Below are 16,234 nucleotides of genomic sequence, written 5' to 3'. Positions count from 1 at the left end.
TTTGCGCCTGAGCAAACCGCCTCGCTGAAATCCGGGTATAATACCCGCCATCAATGCCACGCTGACGTGGCATCTTTATTTCAGGAGGAGCGATGTCTCAGGTTCAGAGTGGCATTTTGCCAGAACATTGCCGCGCGGCGATTTGGATTGAAGCCAATGTTAAAGGGGACGTGGATGCCCTGCGTGCGGCCAGCAAAGCGTTTATTGATAAACTGGCGACCTTCCAGGCCAAATTCCCGGAAGCGCACCTCGGCGCCGTTGTCGCCTTTGGCAATAACGTCTGGCGTCAGCTGAGCGGTGGCGAAGGGGCGGAAGAGCTGAAAGACTTCATCCCATACGGCAAAGGTCTGGCTCCGGCAACCCAATACGACGTGCTGATCCACATTCTCTCCCTGCGTCACGATGTGAACTTTTCCGTTGCCCAGGCGGCGGTAGCGGCTTTTGGCGACAGCATTGATGTGCAGGAAGAGGTTCACGGCTTCCGCTGGGTCGAAGAGCGCGATCTGAGCGGCTTCGTCGACGGTACCGAAAACCCGGCGGGGGAAGAGACGCGTCGTGAGGTGGCGGTGATTAAAGACGGCGTGGACGCGGGCGGCAGCTACGTGTTCGTGCAGCGCTGGGAGCACAACCTCAAGCAGCTTAACCGCATGAGCGTGCACGACCAGGAGATGATGATTGGCCGTACGAAAGAGGCTAACGAAGAGATCGACGGCGACGACCGTCCCGTTACCTCGCACCTGACCCGCGTTGACCTCAAAGAAGACGGCAAAGGGCTGAAGATTGTCCGCCAGAGCCTGCCGTACGGTACGGCAAGCGGAACGCACGGCCTTTACTTCTGCGCCTACTGCGCGCGCCTGTATAACATCGAGCAGCAGCTGCTGAGCATGTTCGGCGATACCGACGGCAAGCGCGACGCCATGCTGCGCTTCACCAAACCGGTGACCGGCGGCTACTACTTTGCGCCGTCCGTTGAGCGTCTGCTGGCGCTGTAATGGCATTTCTCCCTCTCCCTGCGGGAGAGGGCGGGGTGAGGGCACCAGGCCTCACCCTTATTCCCTTTTCTGCTTCTAAATCACCAAACGGTATATAAAACCGTTACTCCTTTCATCCCCGTTATAAATATTATGACTATAAGATAGTCATCACATTTATAAGGGTGCGCAATGGCCGTTACTGTACTGAAAAAAGGAACTCTGGCGCTGGCAGGTTTACTGCTGGTGGCACAGGCGCAGGCGACTGAACTGTTGAACAGTTCGTATGACGTCTCCCGCGAGCTGTTTGCCGCCCTTAATCCCCCGTTCGAACAGCAGTGGGCGAAAGACAATAACAGCGATAAGCTCACCATCAAGCAGTCCCACGCCGGCTCGTCCAAGCAGGCGCTGGCCATTCTTCAGGGACTGAAAGCGGACGTCGTGACCTACAACCAGGTGACTGACGTGCAGATCCTGCACGACAAAGGCAAGCTCATCCCGGCGGACTGGCAGAGCCGACTGCCGAACAACAGCTCGCCGTTCTACTCCACCATGGGCTTCCTGGTGCGTAAGGGCAACCCTAAGAATATCCACGACTGGAGGGACCTGGTGCGTTCCGACGTGAAGCTGATTTTCCCGAACCCAAAAACCTCCGGTAACGCGCGTTATACCTATTTAGCCGCGTGGGGCGCGGCGGACAAGGCTGACGGTAACGATAAAGCCAAAACCGAGCAGTTCATGACCCAGTTCCTGAAAAACGTCGAAGTATTTGATACCGGCGGCCGCGGGGCGACAACGACCTTCGCGGAGCGAGGTCTCGGCGATGTTCTGATCAGCTTTGAATCGGAAGTGAATAACATCCGCAAGCAGTATGAAGCGCAGGGCTTTGAGGTGGTTATCCCGAAAACCAACGTTCTGGCCGAGTTCCCGGTCGCATGGGTGGATAAAAACGTGCAGGCGAACGGTACCGAGAAAGCGGCAAAAGCCTATCTCAACTACCTCTACAGCCCTCAGGCGCAGACCATCATTACCGATTACTACTACCGCGTGAACAACCCGGACGTGATGAACAAGCTGAAAGATAAATTCCCGCAGACCGCGCTGTTCCGCGTGGAAGACCATTTTGGCTCCTGGCCTGATGTGATGAAAACGCATTTTGCCAGCGGCGGTGAGTTAGACAAACTGCTGGCGGCGGGGCATAAGTAATGTTTGCTGTCTCGACAAAACGCGTCCTGCCGGGCTTTACCTTAAGCCTCGGGACCAGCCTGCTGTTCGTCTGCCTGATCCTGCTGTTGCCGCTCAGCGCGCTGGTGATGCAGCTTGCTCAGATGAGCTGGGCGCAGTACTGGGACGTGGTCACCAACCCGCAGGTGGTGGCGGCCTATAAGGTGACGCTGCTGTCGGCGTTTGTCGCCTCCATTTTTAACGGCGTGTTTGGCCTGCTGATGGCGTGGATCCTGACCCGCTATCGCTTCCCGGGTCGCACGCTGCTTGACGCCCTGATGGATCTGCCGTTTGCGCTGCCGACGGCGGTGGCAGGCTTAACCCTCGCGTCGCTCTTCTCTGTAAACGGGCTGTACGGCGAGTGGCTGGCGAGATTTGATATCAAAGTAACCTATACCTGGCTCGGTATCGCGGTGGCGATGGCCTTCACCAGCATCCCGTTTGTGGTACGTACCGTGCAGCCGGTGCTGGAAGAGTTGGGTCCGGAATACGAAGAAGCGGCGGAAACGCTGGGCGCCACGCGCTGGCAGAGCTTCCGCAAGGTGGTGCTGCCGGAGCTCTCTCCAGCGCTGATGGCAGGTGTCGCGCTGTCGTTTACCCGCAGCCTCGGTGAGTTCGGCGCGGTGATTTTTATCGCCGGGAACATCGCCTGGAAAACGGAAGTGACCTCGCTGATGATTTTCATCCGCCTGCAGGAGTTTGATTATCCGGCGGCGAGCGCGATTGCTTCGGTGATCCTCGCCGCCTCGCTGCTGCTGCTGTACTCGATTAACACTCTGCAAAGTCGCTTTGGTCGACGTGTGGTAGGTCACTGATGGCGGAAGTTACGCAATTGAAGCGATACGATGCGCCCCGCATCAACTGGGGTAAATGGTTTCTGATTGGGGCGGGCGTGCTGGTTTCCGCCCTCATTCTCGTCGTGCCGACGATTTATATTTTCGTTCAGGCGTTCAGCAAGGGTCTGATGCCCGCGCTGGAAAACCTGGCGAACCCGGATATGCTCCATGCCATCTGGCTCACCGTGCTGATTGCCCTGATCACCGTCCCGGTGAACCTGGTGTTCGGGACCCTGCTGGCGTGGCTGGTGACGCGCTTTAACTTCCCCGGACGTCAGCTGCTGCTGACCCTGCTGGATATTCCGTTTGCCGTGTCGCCGGTGGTGGCGGGCCTGGTGTACCTGCTCTTTTACGGCTCCAACGGCCCACTGGGCGGCTGGCTGGATGCGCATAACCTGCAGATCATGTTCGCCTGGCCGGGCATGGTGCTGGTCACCATCTTCGTGACCTGCCCGTTTGTGGTGCGCGAGCTGGTGCCGGTGATGTTAAGCCAGGGGAGCAACGAAGACGAAGCGGCGGTGCTGCTGGGTGCTTCGGGCTGGCAAATGTTCCGCCGCGTGACGCTGCCGAACATCCGCTGGGCGTTGCTTTATGGCGTGGTGCTGACCAACGCCCGCGCGATTGGCGAGTTCGGTGCCGTTTCCGTTGTTTCCGGCTCTATCCGGGGTGAAACCCTGTCGCTGCCGCTGCAGATTGAACTGCTGCAGCAGGACTACAACACCATCGGCTCGTTTACTGCCGCAGCGTTATTGACGCTGATGGCCATTTTGACCCTGTTTTTGAAGAGTGTGGTGCAGTGGCGTTTAGAAAATCAGGAAAAACGTCAGCATCAGGAGGGAAATCATGAGCATTGAGATTGCCAATATTAAGAAGTCTTTTGGTCGCACCCAGGTGCTGAATGATATCTCGCTGGATATCCCTTCCGGACAAATGGTGGCGCTGCTGGGGCCGTCCGGCTCGGGCAAAACCACGCTGCTGCGTATTATCGCCGGGCTTGAGCACCAGACCAGCGGGCACATCCGCTTCCACGGCACCGACGTGAGCCGCCTGCACGCCCGCGATCGTAAAGTGGGTTTTGTGTTCCAGCATTACGCGCTGTTCCGCCACATGACCGTGTTTGACAACATCGCGTTTGGGCTTACCGTGCTGCCGCGTCGCGAGCGCCCGGATGCGGCAACCATTAAGGCGAAGGTGACCAAACTGCTGGAGATGGTGCAGCTGGCTCACCTGGCGGATCGTTTTCCGGCCCAGCTGTCCGGCGGGCAGAAACAGCGCGTGGCGCTGGCTCGCGCGCTGGCCGTTGAACCGCAAATTCTGCTGCTGGATGAGCCCTTCGGCGCGCTGGATGCGCAGGTGCGTAAAGAGCTGCGCCGCTGGCTGCGTCAGCTCCATGAAGAGCTGAAATTCACCAGCGTCTTCGTGACCCACGATCAGGAAGAGGCGATGGAAGTTGCGGATCGCGTGGTGGTCATGAGCCAGGGCAACATTGAGCAGGTTGACGAGCCGGAGCAGCTCTGGCGTGAACCGGCGACCCGCTTCGTGCTGGAGTTTATGGGCGAGGTAAACCGTCTTCAGGGTACTATTCGCGGTGGACAGTTCCACGTGGGCGCGCACCGCTGGCCGCTGGGCTATACCTCCGCGCATCAGGGGCCGGTCGATCTGTTCCTGCGTCCGTGGGAAGTGGACGTGAGCCGCCGAACCAGCCTGGATTCACCGCTGCCGGTGCAGGTGCTGGAAGCTAGCCCTAAAGGTCACTACACCCAACTGGTGGTACAGCCGCTGGGCTGGTATACCGAGCCGCTGACCGTGGTCATGCGCGACGACGTGCCGCCGCACCGGGGTGAGCGTCTGTTTGTCGGGCTGCAGCATGCCCGGATTTATCACGGGAAGGAGCGCATCGAGACGCGCGAGGATATTGCTCTGGCGGAGTCAGCCTGATAGGTTATTAGGATGTTTATCGCCCGGTGGCGCTGCGCTGACCGGGCCTACAGTTATCACTGCGTCTTGTAGGCCGGGATCGCTGCGCGCGCGCCGGCTTTTTTATTGAGTAAAAATCGTGAATACACTCGAACACACCATCGGCAACACTCCTCTGGTCAAGCTTCAGCGCATGGGGCCGGACAACGGCAGTGAAATCTGGGTCAAACTCGAAGGCAATAACCCGGCGGGGTCGGTGAAAGACCGCGCGGCGCTGTCGATGATTGTCCAGGCCGAAAAACGCAGAGAAATTAAGCCAGGCGACGTGCTCATAGAGGCCACCAGCGGCAACACCGGTATCGCCCTGGCGATGATTGCGGCGCTGAAAGGCTACCGCATGAAGCTGCTGATGCCGGACAATATGAGCCAGGAGCGCCGCGCCGCGATGCGTGCCTACGGGGCCGAGCTGATTCTGGTGACCAAAGAGCAGGGGATGGAAGGCGCGCGCGACCTGGCGTTAGAAATGGCCGAGCGCGGCGAAGGTAAACTGCTCGATCAGTTTAATAACCCGGACAACCCGTACGCGCACTACACCACCACCGGCCCGGAAATCTGGCAGCAAACCGACGGGCGAATCACCCATTTTGTCTCCAGCATGGGCACCACCGGCACCATTACCGGCGTATCGCGTTTTCTGCGCGAGCAGGACAAAGCCGTCACCATTGTGGGCCTGCAGCCGGAAGAGGGGAGCAGCATTCCGGGCATTCGCCGCTGGCCGGCGGAGTATATGCCCGGCATCTTTAATGCGCAGCTGGTGGACCAGGTGCTGGATCTTCACCAGCGCGAGGCGGAAAATACCATGCGTGAGCTGGCCGTACGCGAAGGTATCTTCTGCGGCGTCAGCTCGGGCGGCGCGGCAGCGGGCGCGATTCGGGTAGCGCAGGCAAACCCGGGTGCTGTGGTGGTGGCGATTATTTGCGATCGAGGCGATCGCTATCTGTCTACCGGCGTCTTTGGTGAAGAGAGTTATTCGCAGGGGGCGGGGATTTAAGCGTCATGGAGATGATTCTATTCCGGGATAATACCCGGGCGCAGCAAACTGATATTGTCGCGGTACAGTCGCAGGTGGTGTACGGCAGCGTGGGTAACAGCATTGCGGTTCCTAATATTCGAACCCACAGGCTGAACGTCACCGCCGTGCCAACGGTACTGTTCAGCAACACGCCACACTATGACACCTTCTATGGTGGCGTGATCCCCGATGAGTGGTTCAGCGGCTACCTGAAGGCGCTGGAAGAGCGCGAGATCCTGCGCGAGCTTAAGGCGGTTACCACCGGCTATATGGGAAATGCCAGCCAGATCGTCCTGCTGGCGCAGTGGCTGAAGGCGGTCAAAGCTCAGCATCCTGATCTGCTGGTGCTGGTCGACCCGGTTATCGGAGATATCGACAGCGGGATGTACGTGAAGCCGGATATCCCGCAGGCGTATCGGGAGCACCTGCTGCCGCTGGCGCAGGGGATTACGCCAAACGTCTACGAGCTGGAAGTGTTAAGCGGCAAACCGTGCCGCACGCCGGAAAGCGCCATCGCGGCGGCACAGGGACTGCTCTCTGACAGCCTGAAATGGGTGGCGATTACCAGCGCGCCGGTGGCCGATGATCCGCAGAATATCCACGTGGTGCTGGTGACGAATGAGGGCGTGACCGTCAGCGCGCATCCACGGGTAGAAACCGATCTGAAAGGGACGGGAGACCTGTTTTGTTCAGAACTGGTGAGCGGAATTGTTGAGGGGAAAACCGTTGCCGACGCCATTCGCATGGCGGGCGATCGGGTGACTGATGTGATGCTCTATACCCAGTCGAAAGGCTACGACGAGCTTATCCTACCGGCATAAACAAAAATGGCGCCCGAAGGCGCCATTTTTCTGTGCGGCAAGAATTACTTCTTGATGCGGATAACCGGGGTTTCACCCACGGTGACGCTGCCAGACAGTTTGATCAGTTCTTTGATTTCGTCCATGTTGGAGATAACAACCGGCGTCAGGGTAGACTTGGCTTTTTCTTCCAGCAGTGGCAGATCGAATTCAATTACCGGGTCGCCAACTTTAACACGCTGGCCTTCTTCCGCGATACGTTTGAAGCCTTCGCCTTTCAGTTCAACGGTGTCGATACCGAAGTGAACGAACAGTTCGATACCGCTATCAGATTCGATAGAGAACGCATGGTTGGTTTCAAAAATTTTACCGATGGTGCCGTCAACTGGAGCAACCATTTTGTTGCCAGTTGGTTTGATAGCAATGCCATCACCAACGATTTTCTCAGCAAACACTACATCCGGCACGTCTTCGATGTTGACGATCTCGCCGGAGAGCGGAGCAACAATCTCAATAGTTCCGGAGTCTTTCTTATCATCAGAAACCAGAGATTTCAGTTTATCGAACAAACCCATGATCTTCTCCTAAGCAGTAATTTGGGCCGCATCTCGTGGATTAGCAGATTGTTTTTTCTTCAATGAACTTGTTAACCAGCGTCATTAACTCGTCCGTTGTCGGTTGAGCAAGAGCCTGCTCTGCTAACACCTTCGCATCTTCGAAGTTCGTGTTACGGATAATCTTCTTAATGCGCGGGATGGAAATGGCGCTCATAGAGAATTCGTCCAGACCCATACCCAGCAACAGAAGTGTAGCACGTTCGTCGCCTGCAAGCTCACCACACATGCCAGTCCATTTACCTTCTGCATGAGAAGCATCAATAACTTGCTTGATCAAGTTCAGTACGGACGGTGACATTGGCTGGTAGAGATGTGAAATCATATCATTACCACGGTCAACTGCCAGGGTGTACTGCGTTAAATCATTGGTGCCGATACTAAAGAAATCAACTTCTTTGGCTAAATGACGAGCAATAGTCGCCGCCGCAGGTGTTTCCACCATTACGCCGATCTCGATTGACTCGTCAAACGCTTTACCTTCGTCGCGCAGTTCCTGCTTGTAAATTTCGATCTCTTTCTTCAGTGCACGCACTTCTTCAACAGAGATGATCATCGGGAACATGATGCGCAGTTTACCGAAAGCAGAGGCACGCAGGATCGCGCGAACCTGGTCACGCAGGATCTCTTTACGATCCATCGCGATACGAATCGCACGCCAGCCCAGGAACGGGTTCTCTTCTTTCGGGAAGTTCATGTACGGCAGCTCTTTGTCGCCACCAATGTCCATAGTACGGACGATAACCGCCTGAGAGCCACACGCTTCAGCCACGGCTTTATAGGCAGCAAACTGCTCTTCTTCCGTTGGCAGCGCGTCGCGGTCCATGAACAGGAATTCTGTACGATAGAGACCTACGCCTTCCGCACCGTTGCGCTCAGCGCCATCAACGTCGCGAACGGTACCGATGTTTGCGCATACTTCTACCTGATGGCCGTCAAGGGTGATAGCTGGCAGGTCTTTCAGCTTAGCGAGTTCCGCTTTTTCAGTCGCAACCTGCTCCTGAACCGCGCGCAGTTTATCGATCTCTTCATTAGTTGGGTTGACGTAAACCAGATTGTTTACGGCATCCAGAATCAGATAGTCGCCATTTTTCACCTGAGAGGTGACGCTACCGGTACCCACGATGGCAGGCAGTTCCAGAGAGCGCGCCATGATAGAGGTGTGGGAGGTACGGCCACCCGCGTCGGTGATGAAACCGAGGACCTTTTTCAGGTTCAGCTGTGCGGTTTCAGACGGGGTGAGGTCCGCGGCAACCAGGATCACTTCATCCTGAATTGCGCTCAGGTCGATAATGGCCAGACCCAGGATGTTGCGCAGCAGGCGCTTACCGATGTCACGTACGTCAGCCGCACGTTCTTTCAGGTATTCATCATCCAGTTCTTCCAGGGCAGTTGCCTGACCTTCGATAACTTCATGCGCAGCCGCGTCGGCCGTCATGCCTTTATCTTTAATCAGGGCTATGATTTCCTGCTCCAGCTCCTCATCTTCGAGCAGCATGATGTGCCCTTCGAAGATGGCTTCTTTTTCTTCACCGAAAGTTTCGCCAGCTTTAGTTTTGATTGCTTCCAGTTGCGCAGATGCCTTGGCACGACCGCTCAGAAAACGTTCAACTTCCTGATCAACCTTGTCGGCAGAAATTTTTTTCCGGTCGATGACGATCTCGTCTTCTTTCAGCAGCAGTGCTTTGCCGAAAGCGATACCCGGGGATGCTAAAATGCCTGAAATCATAACCCTACCTTACTTGTGACTGATATTTAAAAGAACCCGGAAACTTACTCGAGCTCAGCCATCAGTTTTACCAGATGCTCAACTGCTTTCTGCTCGTCTTCACCTTCCGCAGAGATGGTGACAACGGTGCCCTGAGTCAGGCCCAGAGTCTGCAGTTTGAACAGGCTTTTTGCGCTCGCGCTTTTGCCGTTGGAAGTCACAGTGATTTCAGAAGAAAAGCCTTTTGCTTCTTTAACAAACTGAGCAGCAGGGCGGGTGTGCAGACCGTTCGGAGCGGTAATGGTAACTTCTTGCTGGAACATTGTATTTCCCCAACTTATAGGTTTAGTGTTGTGGAACTAAAGTCTAGCCTGGCGACTGAACTTTAGCCTGTATTGTTAGCGCTGACGTTTCGATCGTCATTAAACATTATGCAGCGAAAGCAAGACTTGAACCAAATCATAAAATCGATTCAGCAAGGCTATTTCATTCACCGATTAATTTCACGCATCAAAATAATTGCTGGTTTAAATACCAGACCCAACGGGGTGAAGCAATGCCAGGAGGGGTAAAAGTTTGAAGCAGGCCACAAAAAAGCACCTGAAAAGGTGCTTTTTTACGCGTTATTAACATGCTGGCACTACTGTTGCAGCTCTTTTTCGGTAAACAGATCGGCAAACAGTGCGGTGCTCAAGTAACGCTCACCCGAGGACGGAAGGATAACCACAATATTCTTATTGGTAAAGGCTTCGTCTTCCTGCAGCTTGAGCGCTGCCGCAACGGCCGCACCGGAAGAGATACCCGCCAGAATGCCTTCTTCATCCATCAGGCGACGCGCGGTAGAGATGGCCTCTTCGTTAGTGATGGTGACCACTTTATCGATCAGCTTCAAATCCAGGTTGCCCGGAATGAAGCCTGCGCCAATACCCTGGATTTTATGCGGGCCTGGTTTGAGCTCTTCACCGGCCAGGGCCTGGGTGATAACCGGTGAGTCAGTCGGCTCAACGGCAACGGTGATCAGGTCTTTTTTACCCTTTGTGCCTTTAATATAGCGTGACACGCCGGTCAGCGTACCGCCGGTACCCACGCCGGAGATAAAGACGTCAACCTGGCCGTCGGTATCTTCCCAGATTTCCGGACCGGTGGTCTTCTCGTGAATTTCCGGATTTGCCGGGTTGCTGAACTGCTGCAGCAGCAGATATTTCGCCGGATCGCTGGCCACAATCTCTTCGGCTTTCTGAATGGCGCCCTTCATGCCCTTCGCGCCTTCGGTCAGCACCAGGTTCGCGCCCAGCGCTTTAAGCAGCTTACGACGCTCGATGCTCATCGTTTCTGGCATAGTCAGCGTCAGCTTGTAGCCGCGCGCAGCAGCAACATAGGCCAGAGCAATACCGGTGTTACCGCTGGTTGGTTCCACCAGCTCAACGCCAGGCTTCAGTACGCCACGTTTTTCAGCATCCCAAATCATGTTTGCACCGATACGGCATTTAACGCTGAAGCTCGGGTTACGTGATTCGACCTTCGCCAGGATGCGTCCATTACCGATACGGTTCAGTCGAACCAGGGGCGTATGACCGATAGTCAGCGAGTTGTCTTCATAAATCTTACTCATGGCCTGTCCTTAACTGTATGAAATTGGGATACCGACCCAGCATACCTGTTGAGCAGGTAGGGGGAAGTAAGGAATTCGCATATCTATATACTGCAAGGAAATAATGGGGATCAGTATGGAATAAGGGGCGGCATAAGCCACCCCTGCTTTACACATTTTTGCATTATTTCCATAACGCGTGCTTAGCACGGTAGCAGTCGACCCACATCGCCGTCGCGCCGCAAACGGCGACGGGCATGATGAACAGATTCAGGAAGGGAATCATGGTGAACAGGCTGGTCAGTGCGCCAAACTGCATATTGGCGACCTTCTGGCTGCGCAGGGCGGTGCGCATCTCTTTAAACGGTACCTTGTGGTTATCGAAAGGATAGTCGCAGTACTGAATGGCCAGCATCCAGGCGCTGAACAGGAACCACAGCACTGGTGCCACGGTCTGGCCAATGCCTGGCACAAAATAGAGGATAAGCAGCACGAGCGCGCGGGGCAGGTACCAGGCAAACTTCTGCCATTCGCGCTTCATAATGCGAGGGAGGTCTTTCATGATCCCCCATATCCCTGTGTCCGGCGGCGTCGCACCGGTAAGCCGCGCTTCCAGCTGTTCCGCCAGCAGACCGTTAAACGGTGCGGCTATCCAGTTTGCAATTGTCGAGAAGAAGTAGCCAAACACCAGCAGCACGGAGATCACCGCCACCGGCCAGAGCAGGTAGTTAAGCCACTGCAGCCAGTCCGGCACGTAACTCATCAGCGACGGGATCCAGCTCTCCAGCTTTGTAAACAGCCACCAGAACGCGCCGCCCATAAGAATAATGTTGATCAACAGCGGCAGAATGACGAAGCGTCGAATCCCCGGCAGGGAGACCAGTTTCCAGCCCTGAGAAAAATACCAGACGCCGCTGCGCGGGGGGGAAGAAGATGTTGAAACCATAGCCAGGCTGTACTCCTTTTTACACAACCAGTGGAATTGCCCGCCTATATTATCCACTTACTGAGCAATGACCAGTTCGGAAATGTTCGAAAAACCAGCAAAAAGCACGATTTCCTTCATCTTTATGCTGTGAATGCTCTGCACACACTTGCACTTGACGTAAACGGCAAATACTCTTAGTGAGTAAATGTTTGCCGTGGTGGCAAGGTGTTAGAACAACAGAGAATATAATGATGCAGGATTTGCGTCTGATATTAATCATTGTTGGCGCGATCGCCATAATCGCTTTACTGGTACATGGTTTCTGGACCAGCCGTAAAGAGCGTTCCTCGATGTTTCGCGATCGCCCACTGAAGCGCATGAAGTCCAGTCGTGACGACGATGACAGTGAAGATGACATCGACGGTAGCGATGACGACGGCGTGGGTGAAGTTCGTGTTCATCGGGTCAATACTGCGCCCGGCGCAGGCCATGGGGAGCATGAAGCGCCTCGTCCTTCGCAGCACCAGTATCAACCGCCGTATGCTTCTGCACAGCCGCGCCAGCCAGCGCCGCAGCCTGTGGAAGAGCCGGTGCGCCAGCCGCCGCAACAGCCTGTCTATCAGCAGCCTGCTGCGCCACAGCCGGTTCAACAGCAACCGGTACAGCAACCGGTTCAGCAGCCCGTGCATCAACAACCTGCTCAGCCAGTACAACAACCGCAGCAGCCTGTTCACGTACAGCCTGCGCCTCAGCCTGCTCCGGCCCCGCACGTTGAGCCTGAGCCCGTTGCAGAGCCAGAGCCGGTTGTTGAAAAACCGCAGCGTAAAGAAGCGGTGATCATCATGAACGTGGCCGCGCATCACGGTAGCCATCTCAATGGCGATGTGCTGCTTAACAGTATTCAACAGGCAGGCTTCCAGTTTGGCGATATGAATATTTTCCATCGCCACCTGAGCCCTGACGGTAGCGGTCCGGCGCTGTTCAGCCTGGCCAACATGGTTAACCCTGGCACCTTCGATCCGGAAATGACCGGTGATTTCGTGACCCCGGGCGTCACTATCTTTATGCAGGTGCCGTCCTACGGTGATGAACTGCAAAACTTTAAGCTGATGCTGCAGTCCGCTCAGCACATCGCTGACGAAGTCGGTGGCGTGGTGCTCGACGATCAGCGTCGAATGATGACCCCGCAGAAATTGCGCGAGTATCAAGACCGCATCCGCGAAGTTAAGGAAGCTAACGCGTAATCGCCGCGTTGACTTCAACTCCTCCTCAACCCCCGCATGTCGGGGGTTTTTTCTCATTGATGGTGCGATATGGACTCAATCGAACAACAACTCACTGAACTGCGAACCACGCTTCGCCATCATGAATACCTCTATCATGTTATGGACGCGCCGGAAGTGCCGGATGCGGAGTATGACCGCCTGATGCGCGAGCTGCGCGAACTAGAGGCGCAGCATCCTGAACTCATCACGCCGGATTCCCCCACCCAGCGCGTCGGCGCTGAGCCGCTGGGCGCTTTCAGCCAGGTGCGTCATGAAGTGCCGATGCTGTCGCTGGATAACGTCTTCGATGAAGAGAGCTTCCTCGCGTTTAACAAGCGCGTGCAGGATCGCCTGAAAAGCAGCGACTCTCTCACCTGGTGCTGCGAGCTCAAGCTGGATGGCCTGGCGGTCAGTCTTCTCTATGAAAACGGCGTGCTGGTGCGTGCCGCGACGCGTGGCGACGGCACGACGGGCGAAGACATCACCACCAACGTGCGTACCATCCGCGCGATCCCTCTGAGGCTGCAGGGTGACAACATTCCTGCGCGTCTGGAAGTGCGCGGCGAAGTGTTCCTGCCGCAGGCGGGCTTCGAGAAAATTAACGAAGAGGCTCGTCGTACCGGCGGGAAAGTGTTTGCTAACCCGCGTAATGCGGCGGCGGGCTCGCTGCGCCAGCTTGACCCACGTATTACCGCGAAGCGACCGCTTACTTTCTTCTGCTACGGTGTGGGTATTCTTGAGGGCGGCGAGCTGCCGGATACGCACCTTGGACGCCTGCTGCAGTTTAAAGCGTGGGGCCTGCCGGTGAGCAACCGCGTTCAGCTCTGCGACTCGCCGGAAGCGGTGCTGGCGTTCTACCACAAGGTGGAAGAGGACCGTCCGACGCTCGGTTTTGATATTGATGGTGTCGTCATCAAGGTGAATTCACTGGCGCTGCAGGAGCAGCTGGGCTTTGTGGCGCGCGCGCCGCGCTGGGCGGTGGCGTTTAAGTTCCCGGCTCAGGAGCAGATGACCTTCGTTCGCGACGTGGAGTTCCAGGTCGGTCGAACGGGGGCTATTACACCGGTCGCCCGTCTGGAACCAGTGCAGGTGGCGGGCGTGCTGGTGAGTAACGCCACGCTGCACAACGCCGATGAAATCGAACGCCTGGGCCTGCGCATTGGTGACAAAGTGGTGATTCGCCGCGCAGGGGACGTGATCCCGCAGGTGGTTAACGTCGTTGAGTCAGAACGTCCTGACGATACGCGCGAAGTTGTCTTCCCGACCCATTGTCCGGTGTGCGGCTCGGACGTTGAGCGCGTAGAAGGTGAAGCGGTGGCGCGCTGTACGGGTGGCTTAATCTGTGGCGCGCAGCGTAAAGAGTCACTGAAGCACTTCGTCTCCCGTCGCGCAATGGACGTTGACGGCATGGGCGACAAGATTATCGATCAGCTGGTTGAGAAAGAGTACGTCCACACGCCAGCGGACCTCTTCAGGTTGACCGCTGGTAAACTGACCGGTCTGGACCGCATGGGACCAAAGTCTGCCCAGAATGTGGTTAACGCGCTGGAAGCCGCAAAAGAGACGACTTTCGCCCGTTTCCTCTACGCGCTGGGCATTCGTGAAGTGGGTGAAGCAACCGCAGCAGGTCTGGCAGCATACTTTGGTACGCTGGAGGCGCTGGAAAAGGCGAGCATCGAGGAGCTGCAGAAAGTCCCGGACGTAGGTATTGTCGTCGCCACGCACGTCTTTAACTTCTTCGCCGAAGAGAGCAACCGTAACGTCATCGGCGAACTGCTGGAAGAGGGCATTAAATGGCCCGCGCCGGTGGTGGTTAACGCTGAAGAGATCGACAGCCCGTTCGCCGGTAAAACGGTGGTGCTGACCGGCAGCCTGAGCCAGCTTTCACGCGACGATGCAAAAGCGCGTCTGGTGGCGCTGGGGGCAAAAGTGGCGGGCAGCGTGTCGAAGAAAACCGACCTGGTGATCGCCGGTGAAGCGGCGGGTTCGAAGCTGGCGAAAGCCCAGGAGCTCGGCATTGAGGTTATCGACGAAGTGGAAATGATGCGTCTGTTAGGAGAGTAACGTGGAGAAAGAGCAGCTCGTTGAGATCGCCAATACCGAGATGCCGTTCGGTAAATACAAGGGCCGCAGGCTGATTGATTTGCCGGAGGAGTATCTGCTGTGGTTTGCCCGTAAGGATGAATTCCCGGCAGGGCGACTGGGCGAGCTGATGGCTATCACGTTACTGATCAAAACCGAGGGGCTGACTCAGCTGGTGCAGCCCCTGAAACGTCCTTAACTTAAGCCTTCGCGGCGCGGGTCTCTTCCTGTGCCAGCTTTTCGGTCTGGCGCTTGTAGCGACGCGCCAGCACCGCGCAGACCATCAGTTGGATCTGGTGGAAAATCATCAGCGGCAGCACCATCATCCCAATCACCGAGGTCGGGAACAGAATGTTGGCCATCGGGATGCCGTTCGCCAGGCTCTTTTTCGAACCGCAGAATACGATCGTAATTTCATCCGCTTTGTTGAAGCCGCATTTGCGTGCCACAAAGACGTTAACGGCAATAACAATCGCCAGCAGGACGATGCTGACCACCACGATAAACAGCAGCGAGCCTGCCCCCACCTTGTGCCAGATCCCGTTTACGACCGCTTCGCTGAAGGCGGAGTAAACCACCAGCAGAATCGAGGTCTGGTCGGTTTTTGAAATCCATTTTTTATGCTTCGCCACAAACGCGCCGGTCCACGGTCGGGAAAGATGCCCCAGCACAAACGGCAGCAGCAGCTGCAGACAGATTTTGCCGACCTGCTCAAGGTTACCTTCCGCACCGTGCATGTTCATCAGCAGGCCTACCAGCAGCGGCGAAACGAAAATCCCTAACAGGCTGGATGCCGATGCCGAGCAGACCGCGGCCGCCACGTTCCCTCCCGCGAGAGAGGTAAAGGCAATCGCGGACTGCACCGTGGCCGGAAGAATACAGAGATACAGGAAACCGGTGTAAAGCGCCGGGTCGACGTTAACCGGCGCCCACCAGGCAAACAGCACCCCGAGGATCGGAAACAGAATGAACGTGCTGCACATCACCCACAGGTGTAGTCGCCAGTGGCTACCGCCCGCGATAATGGCTTCGCGGGAGAGCTTTGCGCCGTGCATAAAGAACAGTAGCGCGATGGCGGCCGTCGTCAGCCCTTCAAAAAACGGAACGAAACCGCCGCGAGCGGGGAAGAAAGAGGCCAGTAAAACGGTAACTACCAGGGTGAGCGTAAACGGATCAACAATACGAAATAGTTTCATAATGACTCCTGAAAACAGATGACGCTATTG

At 56.3% G+C, this 16,234-nt stretch carries 16 protein-coding genes; 10 read left to right on the top strand and 6 right to left on the bottom strand.

Annotation, left to right across the window (positions count from 1 at the left end; translation table 11 throughout):
• The first annotated feature begins 92 nt into the window (after window positions 1-92).
• From ACW9E7_RS14235 to pdxK, 7 genes are all read left to right on the top strand, one after another.
• Window positions 93-992, top strand: coding sequence for a Dyp-type peroxidase (locus tag ACW9E7_RS14235; protein ID WP_111965199.1), 900 nt, complete (start codon window positions 93-95; stop codon window positions 990-992).
• A gap of 171 nt (window positions 993-1,163) precedes the next feature.
• Window positions 1,164-2,177 carry a sulfate ABC transporter substrate-binding protein gene (locus tag ACW9E7_RS14230; RefSeq protein ID WP_458727963.1) on the top strand — a complete coding sequence of 338 codons (1,014 nt, stop codon included), beginning with the start codon at window positions 1,164-1,166 and terminating at the stop codon, window positions 2,175-2,177.
• Window positions 2,177-3,010 carry a sulfate/thiosulfate ABC transporter permease CysT gene (cysT, locus tag ACW9E7_RS14225; RefSeq protein WP_115875956.1) on the top strand — a complete coding sequence of 278 codons (834 nt, stop codon included), beginning with the start codon at window positions 2,177-2,179 and terminating at the stop codon, window positions 3,008-3,010. The genes ACW9E7_RS14230 and cysT overlap by 1 nt, the downstream gene beginning before the upstream one ends.
• Window positions 3,010-3,885: a sulfate/thiosulfate ABC transporter permease CysW gene (cysW, locus tag ACW9E7_RS14220; protein ID WP_045325891.1), complete on the top strand. Its 876-nt coding sequence runs from the start codon at window positions 3,010-3,012 to the stop codon at window positions 3,883-3,885. The genes cysT and cysW overlap by 1 nt, the downstream gene beginning before the upstream one ends.
• Window positions 3,875-4,969 carry a sulfate/thiosulfate ABC transporter ATP-binding protein CysA gene (cysA, locus tag ACW9E7_RS14215; protein WP_008501607.1) on the top strand — a complete coding sequence of 365 codons (1,095 nt, stop codon included), beginning with the start codon at window positions 3,875-3,877 and terminating at the stop codon, window positions 4,967-4,969. The genes cysW and cysA overlap by 11 nt, the downstream gene beginning before the upstream one ends.
• 118 nt (window positions 4,970-5,087) lie before the next feature.
• On the top strand, window positions 5,088-5,999 hold the full coding sequence (cysM, locus tag ACW9E7_RS14210; RefSeq protein WP_458727962.1) for a cysteine synthase CysM: 912 nt from the start codon (window positions 5,088-5,090) through the stop codon (window positions 5,997-5,999).
• A gap of 5 nt (window positions 6,000-6,004) precedes the next feature.
• Window positions 6,005-6,841, top strand: a complete 837-nt coding sequence (gene pdxK / locus ACW9E7_RS14205) for a pyridoxine/pyridoxal/pyridoxamine kinase (protein ID WP_133294881.1) — start codon at window positions 6,005-6,007, stop codon at window positions 6,839-6,841.
• Window positions 6,842-6,885: 44 nt separating this feature from the next.
• Here pdxK and crr read toward each other — a convergent pair whose 3' ends face one another.
• From crr to cysZ, 5 genes are all read right to left on the bottom strand, one after another.
• The gene (gene crr / locus ACW9E7_RS14200) at window positions 6,886-7,395 is read right to left on the bottom strand and encodes a PTS glucose transporter subunit IIA (RefSeq protein WP_003861316.1); all 510 of its coding nucleotides are present in this window, start codon (window positions 7,393-7,395) and stop codon (window positions 6,886-6,888) included.
• 40 nt (window positions 7,396-7,435) lie between these two features.
• Window positions 7,436-9,163 carry a phosphoenolpyruvate-protein phosphotransferase PtsI gene (gene ptsI, locus ACW9E7_RS14195; protein ID WP_023332954.1) on the bottom strand — a complete coding sequence of 576 codons (1,728 nt, stop codon included), beginning with the start codon at window positions 9,161-9,163 and terminating at the stop codon, window positions 7,436-7,438.
• Window positions 9,164-9,207: 44 nt separating this feature from the next.
• The gene (gene ptsH / locus ACW9E7_RS14190) at window positions 9,208-9,465 is read right to left on the bottom strand and encodes a phosphocarrier protein Hpr (protein ID WP_045909449.1); all 258 of its coding nucleotides are present in this window, start codon (window positions 9,463-9,465) and stop codon (window positions 9,208-9,210) included.
• A 317-nt stretch (window positions 9,466-9,782) separates the two neighbouring features.
• Window positions 9,783-10,754 carry a cysteine synthase A gene (cysK, locus tag ACW9E7_RS14185; RefSeq protein WP_014884739.1) on the bottom strand — a complete coding sequence of 324 codons (972 nt, stop codon included), beginning with the start codon at window positions 10,752-10,754 and terminating at the stop codon, window positions 9,783-9,785.
• Between the two features lie 163 nt (window positions 10,755-10,917).
• Window positions 10,918-11,679 carry a sulfate transporter CysZ gene (gene cysZ, locus ACW9E7_RS14180; RefSeq protein ID WP_111965203.1) on the bottom strand — a complete coding sequence of 254 codons (762 nt, stop codon included), beginning with the start codon at window positions 11,677-11,679 and terminating at the stop codon, window positions 10,918-10,920.
• A gap of 230 nt (window positions 11,680-11,909) precedes the next feature.
• Here cysZ and zipA point away from each other — a divergent pair, with 230 nt between their 5' ends.
• The 3 genes from zipA to ACW9E7_RS14165 all read left to right on the top strand — a co-directional run bounded on the left by zipA (window position 11,910) and on the right by ACW9E7_RS14165 (window position 15,207).
• The gene (gene zipA, locus ACW9E7_RS14175; RefSeq protein ID WP_458727961.1) at window positions 11,910-12,905 is read left to right on the top strand and encodes a cell division protein ZipA; all 996 of its coding nucleotides are present in this window, start codon (window positions 11,910-11,912) and stop codon (window positions 12,903-12,905) included.
• Between the two features lie 69 nt (window positions 12,906-12,974).
• Window positions 12,975-14,990 (top strand): NAD-dependent DNA ligase LigA, encoded by a 2,016-nt coding sequence (ligA, locus tag ACW9E7_RS14170; protein WP_271368396.1) that lies wholly within the window; start codon window positions 12,975-12,977, stop codon window positions 14,988-14,990.
• 1 nt (window position 14,991) lies between these two features.
• Complete coding sequence (locus ACW9E7_RS14165) at window positions 14,992-15,207, top strand: DUF3820 family protein (RefSeq protein ID WP_003861328.1); 216 nt, start codon at window positions 14,992-14,994, stop codon at window positions 15,205-15,207.
• A 1-nt stretch (window position 15,208) separates the two neighbouring features.
• Here the strand turns inward: ACW9E7_RS14165 and ACW9E7_RS14160 are convergent, their stop codons facing one another.
• Window positions 15,209-16,204, bottom strand: coding sequence for a bile acid:sodium symporter family protein (locus ACW9E7_RS14160; RefSeq protein ID WP_111965206.1), 996 nt, complete (start codon window positions 16,202-16,204; stop codon window positions 15,209-15,211).
• Window positions 16,205-16,234 lie beyond the last annotated feature (30 nt).

The organism is Enterobacter sp. H2G27 (assembly GCF_054403075.1).
Note: the sequence above shows the minus strand (reverse complement) of the source record. Positions and strands in the feature narration are given on the sequence as shown.

What these genes read in the sequence shown, in the direction of transcription:
- ACW9E7_RS14230 (WP_458727963.1), top strand. Translation starts at nt 1,164, where the DNA reads ATGGCCGTTACTGTACTGAAAAAAGGAACTCTGGCGCTGGCAGGTTTA.
- cysT (WP_115875956.1), top strand. Translation starts at nt 2,177, where the DNA reads ATGTTTGCTGTCTCGACAAAACGCGTCCTGCCGGGCTTTACCTTAAGC.
- ptsI (WP_023332954.1), bottom strand. Translation starts at nt 9,163, where the DNA reads ATGATTTCAGGCATTTTAGCATCCCCGGGTATCGCTTTCGGCAAAGCA.
- ptsH (WP_045909449.1), bottom strand. Translation starts at nt 9,465, where the DNA reads ATGTTCCAGCAAGAAGTTACCATTACCGCTCCGAACGGTCTGCACACC.
- pdxK (WP_133294881.1), top strand. Translation starts at nt 6,005, where the DNA reads ATGGAGATGATTCTATTCCGGGATAATACCCGGGCGCAGCAAACTGAT.
- crr (WP_003861316.1), bottom strand. Translation starts at nt 7,395, where the DNA reads ATGGGTTTGTTCGATAAACTGAAATCTCTGGTTTCTGATGATAAGAAA.
- cysZ (WP_111965203.1), bottom strand. Translation starts at nt 11,679, where the DNA reads ATGGTTTCAACATCTTCTTCCCCCCCGCGCAGCGGCGTCTGGTATTTT.
- ACW9E7_RS14160 (WP_111965206.1), bottom strand. Translation starts at nt 16,204, where the DNA reads ATGAAACTATTTCGTATTGTTGATCCGTTTACGCTCACCCTGGTAGTT.
- zipA (WP_458727961.1), top strand. Translation starts at nt 11,910, where the DNA reads ATGATGCAGGATTTGCGTCTGATATTAATCATTGTTGGCGCGATCGCC.
- ACW9E7_RS14235 (WP_111965199.1), top strand. Translation starts at nt 93, where the DNA reads ATGTCTCAGGTTCAGAGTGGCATTTTGCCAGAACATTGCCGCGCGGCG.
- cysK (WP_014884739.1), bottom strand. Translation starts at nt 10,754, where the DNA reads ATGAGTAAGATTTATGAAGACAACTCGCTGACTATCGGTCATACGCCC.
- cysW (WP_045325891.1), top strand. Translation starts at nt 3,010, where the DNA reads ATGGCGGAAGTTACGCAATTGAAGCGATACGATGCGCCCCGCATCAAC.
- cysA (WP_008501607.1), top strand. Translation starts at nt 3,875, where the DNA reads ATGAGCATTGAGATTGCCAATATTAAGAAGTCTTTTGGTCGCACCCAG.
- ligA (WP_271368396.1), top strand. Translation starts at nt 12,975, where the DNA reads ATGGACTCAATCGAACAACAACTCACTGAACTGCGAACCACGCTTCGC.